Raw genomic sequence first — 12,747 nt, forward strand, 5'->3', positions numbered from 1 at the left:
CGCGATGAGTTCCTTGCAAACGACCTATGATCCGCTGGCGCAGGTGCCTGCGGAGCGACGGGAGTTCGCCGCGCGGGACGCGTTCGCGCTGTGGTTTTCGCTGGGCGTCGGGCTGCTGGTGCTGCAGGCGGGCTCGCTGCTCGTGCCAGCGCTCAGCCTCGGCGTGGCCTTCGCCGCGATCATCTGCGGAACCGTGCTCGGCGTGCTGCTGCTCGCGGCGGCTGGGGTGATCGGCGCCGACGCCGGCCTCCCCTCGATGGCGGCGCTCCGACCAAGCCTCGGCGTGAGGGGAGCATCGATCCCGGCCGCCCTCAACGTCGTCCAACTGGTCGGCTGGGGCGCGTTCGAGATCATCGTGATGGGCGACGCTGCGAACACCCTCGCCAAGGACGCGCTCGGCGTCACGGCGCCCATGGCGTGGACTCTGCTGTTCGGCGCTTTGGCCACCGCGGTCGCGGTGGGCGGCCCGGTGTCGTTCGTGCGCCGTTTCCTCAGGCGCTGGGGCCTCTGCCTCATCCTCGCGGCGGCGGGGTGGCTTACTTACGCGTTGCTCGCCCACCATGATCTGCGCGAGCTTTTCTCACGGCCCGGCGCGGGCGGCATGGGCTTTGGGGCTGCTGTCGATCTGGTCGTCGCGATGCCGCTGTCATGGCTGCCGTTGATCGCCGACTACACACGCTTCGGCCGGTCCTCGGGCGCCATGTTCCGCGGCAGCGCGCTTGGATATCTTGTCGCGAACGTCTGGTTCTACGGTCTCGGCGCGACCTATGCGCTGGTCTCGGGCGGGGAGGCGTCGATCGCCGTCACGCTCGCCTCCGCCGGCGCTGGCCTCGCCTTGCTGCTGATCCTGCTGGACGAGACCGACAACGCCTTCGCCGACATCCACTCGGCAGCCGTCTCCAGCGCCACGCTGGTGCGGGCCCCTGTGCCTCGCCTCGCGCTCGGCTTCGGCGCGCTCTGCACGCTGATCGCCCTGGTCGCGCCCCTCACGGAATATCAGGGCTTCCTGCTGCTGATCGGCTCCGTGTTCGCCCCGCTGTTCGGTGTCACGCTCGCCGATCATTTCATCGTCCGTCGACGCAGGATCGACGTGGCCGAGATCGACAAAGTTGGCGGGGCTTATTGGTTTTCCGGCGGCTGGCGCGTCGCCGGGGTCGGCGCCTGGCTGCTCGGGGTCGCCACCTTCCATGGGGTGACCTATGCGTTCCCCGATCTCGGCGCGACCCTGCCGTCGCTTGTCACCGCCGGTGCGGTGTTCCTTCTCGCGAACCTTATCCCCGCCGGGCGGCGGATCTAAGGGCCAGCTCCAGCGCCGTAGGCGGACGCCTCCATAGCGCCTGAGTCATAAGCTTCGAAACGGTTCCGGTCGCCCGCGCCTGAAGGCTGCGCGGTGCGGTTTTGCGCGTTGGTTCGCCCCGCCGACCGTATCCGCGGCTCGTTCGGCGTTCTCCCGCAGGAGGGTGAAAGCCGCACATCTGCGGCGTTCGAGACATTGCGCTGCAGCTCGGCTCGCGCCTCTCGACTTTGGATCATTTTTGGTTTCTTTTGTCTTTGCCGTCCGCCGGCTGGCAGGCGCTGCAGGTGCAGCGTCTCGAACGCCAGCTGGAGGACAAAAAGACCGTCCACCGCCACCGCGGCGTGGTCGACACCCCGCCTTGAAGCGCGGACTCGCCGTCGTATTCCAGGTGGCGGCCGCGCGGCAGTCATCGGAACGTCGATGAGAAGTCTCTCGCGTTTCTTCAGGATGTTGGTCGTCACCAGCGCGCTCTTCGTTGCGTGGCAGGACGCCGTCGCGCAATTAGCGCCGCCAGCGGACTGGAACGCGCCGGACGCCACCGTGGCCTCGACCGATCCTGCCGGGGACGGCGGCGCCGTGTCCGAGACCCACGGCGACTGGACGGTCAGTTGCATGACCACCGAAGCCGGCAAGGCGTGCAGAGTGTCGCAGCAGCAATCCGACCGGGCTGGCGGTCGACGGCCGGTCGCGATCGAGCTGACGCCCTCCGGCGACAAGGCCGTTGGCCTGGTGTTTCTGCCTTCCAACGTGGAGTTCGGCGAAGGCGTGACGTTCGGGGTCGACGACACGGTGCTTGGCGGGTCCGTGGCGCGGCGCGCCTGTCTGCCGTCGGGGTGCCCCGCCTTGCTGATTTTCGACCGCGCCGCTCTGGCGAAAATCAAGATCGGCGCGGGATTGACGGTGCTGGTCAAGACCGCAGACAGCGGTCAGGTAATAAAATTCACCCTAGGTCTCAAGGGTTTCAGCAGCGCGCTCGCCCGCGCGGCCGAGCTGGCGGGGCGCTAGAGCCCGTCGCGGCCGGCGACCGTGCAAATTCGCAGTCAGTCTCAGATCGTGAGGTTGAGTTTGTAGGCGTAGGCGTCGCCGCGGAACAGGCCTTCCACATATTCGACCAGCCGATTGTCAGCGTCGAACGAACGTCGCTTGATCAGGAGGCAGGGACGAGGCTCCGTAAAACCGAACGTCGCGCACTCCTCGGCGTCCGGTTGGGCCGCCTCGATGGTCTGTTCGCAATGCGTCAACGCTGCGCCGCACGTCCGCAGCAACGCATACACCGATCCCTCGAGATCGCTCTTCGCGAGCGCCGGCGCGGCGGTCAGATTGTACCAGGCGACCTCACGGGACATCGGCGTCTCGTCGCCGAACCGGACGCGCACGAGTTTCAGGAGGGGCGCGGTCGAGGGCAGGCGGAACACCGACGCGATGGAGCGATCGGTGACGACAGCCCGCTCGATGATGCGGGACGAGGGGACGCGGCCGATTTCGCGCATCTCCTCGGTGAAGCCCTTGAGCCGCTCCATGCTGGGCTCGACCCGGTCGCCAGCCACCACGGTGAAGCCCAACCGTCCGTGCGCGCTGAGCAGCTTGTTGCGGCGAAGCGTATCGTAGCATTTCTGGACGGTCGTACGGCTCAGGCCGAGATCCTGAGCGAGTTTGCGTCCTGGCGGGAGAGTGGTTCCGGCCGGCAGCGCGCCCGTTTCGATCAGCGCGCTGATCTGCTGCTCCAGCTGCAAATAATGCGGGAGCGCCGTATCGTCGCTCAACCGCAACTGACTTGAGAGAGTACGTTGTTTTATCGCGGCACCTGTTCTTGAAGGCTGAAGCGCTCCCGGCGCATGAACACCATAGCGCGAAGCGCGCCGCTGCGCGAGTTGGGACGCCGCAAATGTCGGACGCTAAAATATTTGTGGTCGGCAGTTTTGTGGTGGCCTGCACCGTTACCGTCGACGCTCTCCCGCAGCCCGGCGAGTCGCTGGAAGCTAAGGCCTTCTTGCTGGAGGCCGGCGGAAAGGGCTTGAACCTTGCGATCGCCGCGCGAAGGCTCGGCGCATCGGTCGACGGGCTGTTCGCGATCGGCGACGACATGCTCTCCGGGCTTGCTTCGAGCGCCTTTCAGCGCGCGAATCTCCCGGTTTCGATGTTGCGCCACAAGGCGGGACCCACCGGAGGCGGCGTCGGCTTCATCGCCTCGAACGGCGAGACCTGCCTTGCGGTCGCGCCCGGCGCCAATGGCGCGCTATGCGCAACCGATGTTCACACCGCGTCCGCGGCGATCGCCGCCGCCCATTCCTGCTTGGCCCAGTTCGAGGTCGCCGACGAACCGATCGCGGAGGCGTTCGCGATCGCGCGCCGCGCCGGCGGTCTGACTGTGCTCAACCCCTCGCCATTCCGCAGGCCGAGCGACGCCGTTCTCGCTCTTACGTCGGTCCTGTGCGTCAACACGCCGGAAGCGGAAGGGCTGGCGCGCGCACTGTTCGGCGGGAGGGCGATCGCCGCTTCCGATGGGTTCCGAGAGTTAGCGGCGGCCGTCTTCGCGCTTGGGCCCGAGGCGCTCGTGATCACGTCCGGGCGGAGCGGCGCGACCGTGTGGAGGAGGGACGCTGAGCCGCATTTTCAACCGGCGTTCCTCATCGATGCGGTCGACACGCTGGGGGCAGGCGACGCCTTCGCGGCCGGCGTCGCCGTCGGCCTCGCCGAAGGCCGCGCGTGGCCCGAGGTGATGCGTCTTGCCGCCGCCTGCGGAGCGCTGACGGCGGCCAGGGCCGGAACGTTCGACGCGTTGCCGCCGAGGGAAGCCGTAGACGCCATGCTTTCGAAAACCGCGCCGGCCTGAGGAAGCGCATTCCGCTTAATAGGATAGCGGGCCGCGAGGCGAAGCTGGAGGTCCCGCTCGCCACCCCAATACTTGGTTGAGCCGCGCAGCTGGGGTTGGGAAAACTCGTCGCCCTCTGCGAGCGACATCTCGGGCGGATCCCGGTCTATCGGATTAACGCCGCCGCCTTATCGGCGGCGGCGTCTAATCCAGTCGCGTCAGACGGCGCTCTTGAGAGCGTCCATCGCTCGCGCCGAATACACCAGAGCGGCGCCGGCGTTGAGCGCGACGGCGACGGTCAGCGCCTCCATGATCTCCTCTTTGCTTGCGCCGGCGTCCTTCGCCGCCTGCGTGTGGACCGCAAGGCAACCGTCGCAGCGGGTCGTCACCGCGACGGCGATTGCGATCAGCTCCCGCGTCTTGGCGTCGAGCGCCTTCGCGGCCGTCGCGGATCCGGCGAGGATGTCATGGCCCTTCATCAGATCGGGATTGAGCTTCGCGATCTCTCCGATCGCGGCGCCGAGTTCTCCGCGGTAGGCGTTCCAGTCCAGCATGAGCGTCTCCTTTTTCTTTCTTGACGTTATTCTTGGCCCACCGGACGGACGCGGCGCGGCCGAAGCGGCTCCACGAGGCTCGCGGCGAGAATGAGGGCGCAGCCGATCAGTTCACGGGCGCCGAAGGGATCGTCGGAGAGGAGCGCCGCCGACAGGAAGGCGACCGCAACCTCTCCCATCAACAGCAGCGCGACGCGCGTCGGCGTCAGCCGGCTCGCGCCCCACAAGGTCAGCAGGTTCATGGGCATGAACATGACCAGCGCCAGCAGCATGATGGGGGCGAAAATCGAGGCGGCGGCTGCGGGAGCCGCCAGCGCGCGGCCCAGACCATCGGGGTTGAGCGCCGCTCCGGCCGCGGCCGCCGAAACCGCGGAGCCGATCGCCCAGCACCAGGTGAAGGCCGCGGCGCCGGGTTCTGGCGCGCGATAGATGAAATAGGAGGAGAGAGCGAAGGTGACGCCTGCAAGAAGCGCCAGCGCGTCGCCGGCGTTCGCGGGGCCGCCGCCGGAACCGAAGCCCAGAATGACTCCGAGGCCGAGCAGGCCGAGGCCGATCTCGACCGCCCGGCTCCCCCCGATAGGCCGGCGAAGGCCGACATATTCGATCAACGTCGTCCATATCGGCGCGAGGTAGAACAACAGGGTCGCGCGCGCGATCGTCGTGAGGCCGACGCTGAGATAATAGCAGGTCATCGCGACTCCGCCCGTCGCCCCGATCAGGGCGAGGGAGCGCCACTGTCCGGAGAGGCGCGCGCGACTTCTGTGGACGACGGGCGACAACGCTAAGGCGACCACGCCGAAAATCAGCGCTATCGCCCAATCGGAATCGAGCCCGCGTTCTTTCAACATGCGCATCGGGAGCCACGCGGCGCCCCAGAAGATCGTCGAGAATGCGACAGCGAGAGAGGGCGTCAGGGAGCCGCCGGCGCTGTCCTGACGTTCGGACGGGGTCATGCGGCCGCGGCGCTGCGGCCTTCGGAGGCCGACGACCCGTCTTCCGGCGCCAGGCATGCCGCAAATCCGTCTCGCAACGCCGCCTCATCGAGATTGCGGCCGATGAAGACAAGGCGACTCCGCCGCTCGTCTCCAATGGGCCACGGCTCCTGGACATCGCCTTCAAGCATGGTCTGAACGCCATGGAAAACGAAGCGGCGGTTCTCGCCCGACAGGGCGACCACGCCTTTGGACCTGAGGATGTCGCCGCCGCTCCGCCTGATCAGCGTCTGCATCCAACTCATGAAGCGGTCGGGGTCCAGTTCCCGGTCCGTCGTGAGCGCCAGGCTTGAGACCTGGTGGCGGGAGGGCTCGACCGCCGCCGGCGCGGCGACGAACCGGTTGCGCGGGCCGCGCAGGTCGAAGCCCCGCAGGTCGAACAGCGCCTGGGGATCGACCGCCCCGCGCGTGACGTGAACCAGCGGGGCCGCCGCGTTGAGGGCGCGGGCGATCCCCTCGGCCTCTGTGCGCTGGGACGGGCTGGCGACGTCGGCCTTGGTCAGCAGCAGAAGATCTGCGAAGGCGATCTGAGCCGCCACCGCCGGATCGCCCTCGATACTCTCCGCAAGGTGGACGGCGTCGACCACACAGACGACGCCGTCCAGCCGTATGTGGTCCGAAAGATCGTCGTCGAGCAGGAAGGTCGCCGCGATCGGCGCGGGATCGGCGAGGCCTGTGGTCTCGATCAGAATGGCGTCGAGCCCCGCATCACGGGCGAGCAGCGTCTCGAGTGCGCCGATCAGGTCGCCGCGCACGCTGCAGCACAGGCATCCGTTGGCGAGTTCGACGACCGCCTCGTCGGCTCCGACGATCAGTTCGCCATCGACGCCGATCTCGCCGAATTCGTTGACGACGACGCCGTAGCGGCGCGCCCCTCGGGGCGCTCCGAGGATCCCGTTCAGGATCGTGGTCTTTCCGGCTCCAAGATATCCGGTCAGCACGGTCACGGGGATTGCCGAATACGCCATCAACAATCCCCAGCGAGCTGAAATGCGGAAATCAGAGCGGTACGTTACCGCGAAATTCGGCGTTGACAACCTAAAAAACGGCGGGATACGGTCTGTGGACGGCGTTAAAGCGCGCGTTCCGGACGGGATGGCAGTCAAATGAAAGTCGGGTTGCTTCAGGAAGGCGAGGTCATGCCGGGCGTGAGCTACGCCCAGCGCTACGAGGAGATGATCGAGGAGGTCGCGCTTGCGGATCAGCTCGGCTTCTCGTGCTGGGGCACGTCGGAGCAGCACTTCAGCCCGCCACGCTTCACCGTATCCGCGCCCGAAGTCCTGTATGCGGCGGTCGCGCGCCACACCAAGCAGATCAAGCTGCGGATCATGTGCTCGGTGCTGCTCGCCTGGAACAACCCGATCCTCGTCGCGGAGCGGCTTTTCACGCTTGACGCCGTCTCGGGCGGCAGAGCCGAGCTCGGGACGGCGCGCTCGAACAATCTGACCACGCTCTCGGCGTTCGGAGTCGATCCGTCCCAGACGCGGGCGCAGTGGGAGGACTCGATGGCGGTCCTCGTGAAGCTGTTCAGCGGCGAGATCGTCGAGCACGACGGGCCTGTCTGGAAAATACCTCGCCTCCGGATCGTGCCGCAGCCCTCGCAGCAGCCGCATCCGCCTGTCTTCGTCGCCGCGTCCAGCGTGCAGTCCCACAAGAACGCCGGCGAGATGGGCATCGGCGCGCTCACCTTCGAGAACTATTTCGGTTTCGACTATCTGCAGGAGTGCCTCGACGGCTATGCCGAGGGCCTCTCCGCCGGCAAGTCGATCTTCCCCGCGCGCACCGAACTCGCCGGCCTTTACGTCGCCAGCTCGTTTTGCGCCGAGACGCGCAAGGAGGCCGCCGCCAAAGCGCGCGACGTCACGCTCGGCTATTTCGACTTCATCCTCGATCTCTATGCGCCGCTCGCAAAGAAGAGCTCCTACGAGTATCTCGACCAGAAGATCGTCCGGCTGCTCGATCGGCGTGGCGACATGGACTACCTGCTGTCCGAGACGCCCTCCGTGCTGGTCGGCTCCCCTGCGGACTTCGTGACCCGGCTGAAGGAGCTCGAGCAGCGCGGCGTGCAGGAGGTCCTCCTGCGGATCGACGGCATGCCGCATGACCAGATCATGGAGTCGATCGAGCTGATCGGCCGCGAGGTGATCCCCGCGCTCCAGCCCGTGCCCGAGTTCGCCTGATGTCGGACGAGGCCGGTCCTGCCGATCTCATCGTCCTCGGCGGGCGAGCGATCACGATGCAGTACGGCGCGGACGAGCGCGCCCAGGGCGTCGCGATCCGCGGCGAACGCATCCTGCGCGTCATCCGCCGCGACGAGGCCGAAGGGCTGACCGGCCCGGACACCCGGGTCTGCGACCTTGGCGACCGGCCGATCATGCCGGGCTTCGTCGACGTCCACGCCCACAGCGAAGTCGTCTTCCGAACCGATTATGAGACGGTCGACGTCCGCGCGCCGACGTGCTGCTCGATCGAAGACGTCTGCGACGCGCTGGTCGACGGCGGCCGAAGCCGCGACGGCTGGATCGTCGGGCAGGGCAACCTGTTCTTCGACCGCAAGCTCAGCGACGGCCGCCTGCCGAGCCGCGCCGATCTCGACCGGGTCAGCCGCGACCGTCCGGTCGCGGTGCGCGCCGGCGGACACATCACGGTGCTGAACTCCAAGGCGCTCGAGGTCGCCGGCATCGACCGAAACTTCAAGCCGGCCGACTACAGCGTCACTGGCCTGCCGGTGGTGGAGCGCGACCCCAACGGCGATCCGACAGGCGTCGTGAAGGAGATGGACACGCTCCTTCCTTTTCCGCATGTCGACAAGAGCGAGCTGCGCGACGCCTTCCGCATCGGCCTCGACAAATACTTCACGCGCTTCGGCGTGACGACGATCGGGGAAATCTCGGAGACCGTCGACGGCGTCGAGACCTTCGACTCGATGGAGCAGGCTGGCGAACTGCCGGTCAGCTACCGCGTCTATCTCTGGGCGCCGGGGACCCTGAAACTCGAGCAGGCGGCGGACTGGCGCAATCACTTCAGCCTGTCCTCGCGTCAGTCGGCGCTCCGAATCCAGGGAATCAAACTGTTCTCGGATGGCGGCTTCTCGGCCAAGAGCGCGGCCGTCACCTGCCCCTATCTGACCGGAGGCTGCGGCGAGATCGCCTTCCCGAAATACTTCTTCCGGCGCGCCTTCGAGCTCAGCCAGGAGGCCGACCTCCAGCTTTCCGTTCACGCCAACGGCGACCGGGCGCAGGAGTGGCTCTGCGGCGTGATCGACGAACTGGGCGGGGCGTCGTCCGGCAAGACGCGGACCCGCGTCGAGCACGCCGCGAACCTGATGCCGCGCGAGCGCACCATGGACTGGTGGGCGCGGGCGGGCGTCATCCCGGTGCCGCAGCCGGTGTTCATCTACACATTCGGCGAATACTTCCCCGATTATCTCGGCGAATTCGGCGCCCGCGGCCGTTTCCCGTTCAAGACGCTGATGGAGCGAGGGTGGCGGCTGAACGGCTCCTCCGACGTCTGGATCGGCTCGGAGACGGAAGCGACCAACCCGCTGTTCAGCGTCTGGTGCTGCCTGAAGCGCCAGACCTTCTCCGGCTCGTTCATCGATCCGCATGAGGCGATGACGCTCGAGCAGGCGCTGCGCACCCACACGATCGACGCGGCCGCCGCCCTTGGCGAGGACGATGTGAAGGGCAGCCTGGCCCCCGGCAAATACGCCGACGTCATCGCTCTCGAGCGCGACCCGTTCACGGTGTCCGTGGACGAGCTCCGCACCCTCAAGGTCGACTATGTCGCTTCCCGCGGCCGTGTGGTGTTCGACCAAACCTCGGGAAAGGCGTGACGCCATGTCCACCGTGCTTGCAAGCGCATTGCGCGACGACGAACCGATCGTCCTCCGGCCGCAGCTCGACGAGGCGCGTTTCAAGGCGGCGCTCGCGGAGTTTCCCGCCGCGGTGACGGTCGTCACCTGCTGGGGGGACGCCGGCAAGCCGGTTGGGGCTACGCTGTCGTCCTGCGGATCGCTGTCGCTCGATCCGCCGCTGATGTTCGCGGCGTTCGATCGGTCATCGGCGACCCTCAAGGAGATCTCCTCCCCGGGAAAGCGCTTCCTGATCCACCTGCTCGGCGAGGGACAGGAAAAGACCGCGTACCGGCTGGCGGGCAAGGGGGCGGACAAGTTCGACGACGTCGTCTGGAGACAGACGCGGTTCGGGCCACAGCTCGCCGACTGCTGTCGGGTGTTCCGCTGCGAGGTCCACGCGCTGCTCTCGGCCGGCGACCACGTGATCGTCACGGGCCTCGTGCACGGCGTCGAGGAGGAGCGGCGCCAGCCGCTCGTCTATCACCGCCGCGAGATCTACCCGGCGCCGGAGCGGACCGAGGCGCCGCGATGACCCGCGTCCAGCGAGCTTTCGGCGAACGTCTTCCCTGAAGCCGCGGGCCCGTGCGGGCGCCCGCGATCCCTCCCCTCAGACCTCCCGAGGCAGTCCATGAACATAGCAGTCAAGCCGGATCTCCTCGGGAACGAGGCCCGGGCGCAGCTTGCGCGAAAGTCCCAGCTGCTGATCGGCGGCCGCTTCGTCGACGCAGCCGACGCCTCGACCTTCGAGACCTTCGACCCGGCGACCGGCAGGAAGATCGCGGACGTCGCAAAGGCCGGAGCAGCCGACGTCGACGCCGCGGTGAAATCCGCGCAACTTGCGCTGGTCGGACCCTGGTCGAAGCTCGCGCCGGCGGAACGGGAACGCCTGATCCGTAAGCTCGCCGACCTGATCGAGGCGCGCATGGACATGATCGCCCAGGTCGAGAGCCTCGATAGCGGCAAGCCGGTCGAATACATCAAGTTCGTCGACGTCGGGCTGTCGGTCGGCGCGATGCGCTACGCCGCGGGCTGGCCGACCAAAATCGAGGGCGACACCCTGCCGGTCGGCGCTCCCAACATGCTGGCCTACACCCGACGTGAGCCGGTCGGCGTCGTCGGGGCCATCGTCCCGTGGAACTTCCCCCTCTGCCAGGCCTGCTTCAAGCTCGCGCCCGCGCTCGCCGCCGGCTGCACCGTCATCATCAAGCCGGCCGAACAGACCCCGCTCTCCGCCCTGATCCTCGGCGAGCTTGCGCTCGAGGCCGGCATCCCCGAGGGCGTCGTCAACGTCGTCACGGGGTATGGCGACGTCGGACAGGCGCTGGTCGACCATCCCGGCGTCTCGAAAATCTCGTTCACCGGCTCGGAGGAGGTCGGCAAGCTGGTCGCGGCGCGCGGCGCGGCGACGCTGAAACACGTCTCGCTCGAGCTCGGCGGCAAGAACCCGAACATCATCTTCGCCGATTCCGACGTCGACGCCGCAGCCGCGACTGCAGCGATGGCGATCTTCTTCTACACCGGCCAGATCTGCTCGGCGGGGTCGCGGGTGATGGTCGAGCGCCCGGTCTACGATCGCGTCTGCGCGGTCATCCAGGCCGAGGCCGGCAAGCTGAAGATCGGTCACGGGCTGTCGTCCGACACCACGCTCGGGCCGCTCATCTCGGCGGAGCAGTTCGCCCGGGTCAGCGGCTTTGTGGAGCGTTCGCGCGACAGCGGCGTGGAAGCGACCACCGGCGGCGCGAAGCCGGGCGGCGAACTGGAGGCCGGCCACTTCTTCCTGCCGACGGTTCTCACCGGCGCGACCGACGACGTCGAGGTCGTCCGCCAGGAAATCTTCGGACCGGTGGTCGTGGTGCAGCCGTTCGATGAGGTGGACGAGCTCGTCGACCGCGCCAACGCCTCGAATTTCGGGCTCGCGGCCGGCGTCTGGACGCAGGACGTCCGCAAGGCGCACGCCGTAGCCGCCGCGCTGAAGGCCGGCACCGTGTGGATCAACACCTACAACCAGTTCGACGCCGCGGCCCCGTGGGGCGGATTCAAGTCGTCCGGCTACGGTCGCGACAATGGCCGGGAAGGCGTCGAGAAGTATCTCCAGACCAAGACGGTCTGGACGAACTACGCCTGACCGTCGAGGTCGGCGTGGTTGTCCTGGAGTTCGTCCGCCGCGTCGTTCGCGGCGGACGAAACGGTCGGTCGCCCTTCGCCGCGCACGGGCACCAGACGCTTGTAGTGGAGGTCGAGGTAGAAGAACGCCTCGACGTCGCCGACGCTCGGGATCTGCCTGACCTTCTGGTCGAGCGCGTCGAGCAACTCGTCGTTCGAGGGACAGACGAACTCGGCGAAGATGTCGAAACGGCCGGCGCAGATCACGACATAGGACACGTAGGAGATCTGGGCGATCTTGTCGGCGAGGTCCCTGAGGGGCTCGCCGCCCTTCGACTTGATCGCCACCCACGCGATCGACCGGTTCTGCAGGTTCATCGGATTGACGATGGCGAGGATGCTCATCGTCCCCGCGGTCGTCATGTTCTGGATGCGCGTGCGGACCTGGGTCTCCGATATATCGAGCTTGTCGGCGATGACCTTCAGCGCGACGCGTCCGTCATAGCTGAGCTCGGAGGCGATCGACTTGTCGACCTGATCGAGTTCGTCGTCGCGAACTCCGGACACGCCGTTGGCGCTTTCTCCGCGCATGAAGAAGCGAGCCTGCTGATAAAACAGGCTGAAGTAGGGAAACACCTCGACGCTTCGGACGCCTGCGATCTTGCCGATCTGGGTCTCGACCGTCTCCTGAAGGGTCTTCATGTTCCGAGAGATGATCTCTGCGAAGATGCCGTAGCGTCCCGTTGTGATGACGACATAGTCGACGTCGTCGATCTGGGTGAGCGCGGCGGCGATCTTGCTCGCAGCAACCGACGGATCGGTCGTCAGCGCCGCAAGCGCCCCGGCCTTGTAGCCGAGCGCGCTCGGCGTCGTCAGCGCCACGATCTGGATGATGTTCGACGTCAGCAGTTGCCGGACGCGGCTGCGCACGGTTTTTTCCGTGACGCCGATGTCTCGGGCGATCGTCACGAACGGCCGCCGGCCATCTTCCTGAAGATGCGCGATGATTCTGCGGTCGACGTCGGACAGCGGCCAGTGCCGCAGCAGATTGTTGCCGGCCCAGGACGAGTGAGCAGCTCCCTCCTCAGTGAGGGAGGGGCTCGTGCGGTCGCGTGCTTTGAGCATGGGGATCA

At 67.2% G+C, this 12,747-nt stretch carries 12 protein-coding genes; 7 read left to right on the forward strand and 5 right to left on the reverse strand.

What is annotated here, in order from left to right:
• Positions 1 to 4 precede the first annotated feature (4 nt).
• The gene (gene cytX / locus PKE75_RS17060; RefSeq protein ID WP_271169951.1) at positions 5 to 1,297 is read left to right on the forward strand and encodes a putative hydroxymethylpyrimidine transporter CytX; all 1,293 of its coding nucleotides are present in this window, start codon (positions 5 to 7) and stop codon (positions 1,295 to 1,297) included.
• Positions 1,298 to 1,717: 420 nt separating this feature from the next.
• Positions 1,718 to 2,302, forward strand: coding sequence for an invasion associated locus B family protein (locus PKE75_RS17065; RefSeq protein WP_271169952.1), 585 nt, complete (start codon positions 1,718 to 1,720; stop codon positions 2,300 to 2,302).
• 41 nt (positions 2,303 to 2,343) lie between these two features.
• Here the strand turns inward: PKE75_RS17065 and PKE75_RS17070 are convergent, their stop codons facing one another.
• Positions 2,344 to 3,060 carry a GntR family transcriptional regulator gene (locus tag PKE75_RS17070; protein ID WP_271169953.1) on the reverse strand — a complete coding sequence of 239 codons (717 nt, stop codon included), beginning with the start codon at positions 3,058 to 3,060 and terminating at the stop codon, positions 2,344 to 2,346.
• A 122-nt stretch (positions 3,061 to 3,182) separates the two neighbouring features.
• Between PKE75_RS17070 and PKE75_RS17075 the strand changes: the two genes are divergently transcribed.
• The gene (locus PKE75_RS17075) at positions 3,183 to 4,130 is read left to right on the forward strand and encodes a PfkB family carbohydrate kinase (RefSeq protein ID WP_271169954.1); all 948 of its coding nucleotides are present in this window, start codon (positions 3,183 to 3,185) and stop codon (positions 4,128 to 4,130) included.
• A 197-nt stretch (positions 4,131 to 4,327) separates the two neighbouring features.
• On the opposite strand, the gene PKE75_RS17080 is transcribed toward PKE75_RS17075, so the two are convergent.
• Genes PKE75_RS17080 through PKE75_RS17090 form a run of 3 tightly spaced genes read right to left on the reverse strand, consistent with a single transcriptional unit; the run spans position 4,328 to position 6,623 of the window.
• Positions 4,328 to 4,663 (reverse strand): carboxymuconolactone decarboxylase family protein, encoded by a 336-nt coding sequence (locus tag PKE75_RS17080; RefSeq protein ID WP_271169955.1) that lies wholly within the window; start codon positions 4,661 to 4,663, stop codon positions 4,328 to 4,330.
• 26 nt (positions 4,664 to 4,689) lie between these two features.
• A complete protein-coding gene (locus PKE75_RS17085; RefSeq protein ID WP_271169956.1) occupies positions 4,690 to 5,616 on the reverse strand; it encodes a DMT family transporter in 927 nt (308 codons plus the stop codon).
• A complete protein-coding gene (locus PKE75_RS17090) occupies positions 5,613 to 6,623 on the reverse strand; it encodes a CobW family GTP-binding protein (RefSeq protein WP_271169957.1) in 1,011 nt (336 codons plus the stop codon). The genes PKE75_RS17085 and PKE75_RS17090 overlap by 4 nt, the downstream gene beginning before the upstream one ends.
• 138 nt (positions 6,624 to 6,761) lie before the next feature.
• Between PKE75_RS17090 and PKE75_RS17095 the strand changes: the two genes are divergently transcribed.
• The 4 genes from PKE75_RS17095 (at position 6,762) to PKE75_RS17110 (ending at position 11,636) form a co-directional block, all read left to right on the forward strand.
• Positions 6,762 to 7,835, forward strand: coding sequence for an LLM class flavin-dependent oxidoreductase (locus PKE75_RS17095; RefSeq protein ID WP_271169958.1), 1,074 nt, complete (start codon positions 6,762 to 6,764; stop codon positions 7,833 to 7,835).
• Positions 7,835 to 9,490 carry an amidohydrolase gene (locus tag PKE75_RS17100; RefSeq protein WP_271169959.1) on the forward strand — a complete coding sequence of 552 codons (1,656 nt, stop codon included), beginning with the start codon at positions 7,835 to 7,837 and terminating at the stop codon, positions 9,488 to 9,490. The genes PKE75_RS17095 and PKE75_RS17100 overlap by 1 nt, the downstream gene beginning before the upstream one ends.
• A gap of 4 nt (positions 9,491 to 9,494) precedes the next feature.
• Complete coding sequence (locus PKE75_RS17105; RefSeq protein ID WP_271169960.1) at positions 9,495 to 10,043, forward strand: flavin reductase family protein; 549 nt, start codon at positions 9,495 to 9,497, stop codon at positions 10,041 to 10,043.
• Between the two features lie 96 nt (positions 10,044 to 10,139).
• Positions 10,140 to 11,636, forward strand: coding sequence for an aldehyde dehydrogenase family protein (locus PKE75_RS17110; protein ID WP_271169961.1), 1,497 nt, complete (start codon positions 10,140 to 10,142; stop codon positions 11,634 to 11,636).
• Here PKE75_RS17110 and PKE75_RS17115 read toward each other — a convergent pair.
• Positions 11,627 to 12,739, reverse strand: coding sequence for an Lrp/AsnC family transcriptional regulator (locus PKE75_RS17115; protein WP_271169962.1), 1,113 nt, complete (start codon positions 12,737 to 12,739; stop codon positions 11,627 to 11,629). The two genes, PKE75_RS17110 and PKE75_RS17115, sit on opposite strands and share 10 nt — an antisense overlap.
• Positions 12,740 to 12,747 lie beyond the last annotated feature (8 nt).

This window comes from Hansschlegelia plantiphila, from assembly GCF_027922265.1.
Lineage (GTDB): Bacteria > Pseudomonadota > Alphaproteobacteria > Rhizobiales > Methylopilaceae > Methylopila > Methylopila plantiphila.

What these genes read in the sequence shown, in the direction of transcription:
- PKE75_RS17075 (WP_271169954.1), top strand. Translation starts at nt 3,183, where the DNA reads ATGTCGGACGCTAAAATATTTGTGGTCGGCAGTTTTGTGGTGGCCTGC.
- PKE75_RS17095 (WP_271169958.1), top strand. Translation starts at nt 6,762, where the DNA reads ATGAAAGTCGGGTTGCTTCAGGAAGGCGAGGTCATGCCGGGCGTGAGC.
- PKE75_RS17080 (WP_271169955.1), bottom strand. Translation starts at nt 4,663, where the DNA reads ATGCTGGACTGGAACGCCTACCGCGGAGAACTCGGCGCCGCGATCGGA.
- PKE75_RS17065 (WP_271169952.1), top strand. Translation starts at nt 1,718, where the DNA reads ATGAGAAGTCTCTCGCGTTTCTTCAGGATGTTGGTCGTCACCAGCGCG.
- cytX (WP_271169951.1), top strand. Translation starts at nt 5, where the DNA reads ATGAGTTCCTTGCAAACGACCTATGATCCGCTGGCGCAGGTGCCTGCG.
- PKE75_RS17090 (WP_271169957.1), bottom strand. Translation starts at nt 6,623, where the DNA reads ATGGCGTATTCGGCAATCCCCGTGACCGTGCTGACCGGATATCTTGGA.
- PKE75_RS17085 (WP_271169956.1), bottom strand. Translation starts at nt 5,616, where the DNA reads ATGACCCCGTCCGAACGTCAGGACAGCGCCGGCGGCTCCCTGACGCCC.
- PKE75_RS17115 (WP_271169962.1), bottom strand. Translation starts at nt 12,739, where the DNA reads ATGCTCAAAGCACGCGACCGCACGAGCCCCTCCCTCACTGAGGAGGGA.
- PKE75_RS17100 (WP_271169959.1), top strand. Translation starts at nt 7,835, where the DNA reads ATGTCGGACGAGGCCGGTCCTGCCGATCTCATCGTCCTCGGCGGGCGA.
- PKE75_RS17110 (WP_271169961.1), top strand. Translation starts at nt 10,140, where the DNA reads ATGAACATAGCAGTCAAGCCGGATCTCCTCGGGAACGAGGCCCGGGCG.
- PKE75_RS17105 (WP_271169960.1), top strand. Translation starts at nt 9,495, where the DNA reads ATGTCCACCGTGCTTGCAAGCGCATTGCGCGACGACGAACCGATCGTC.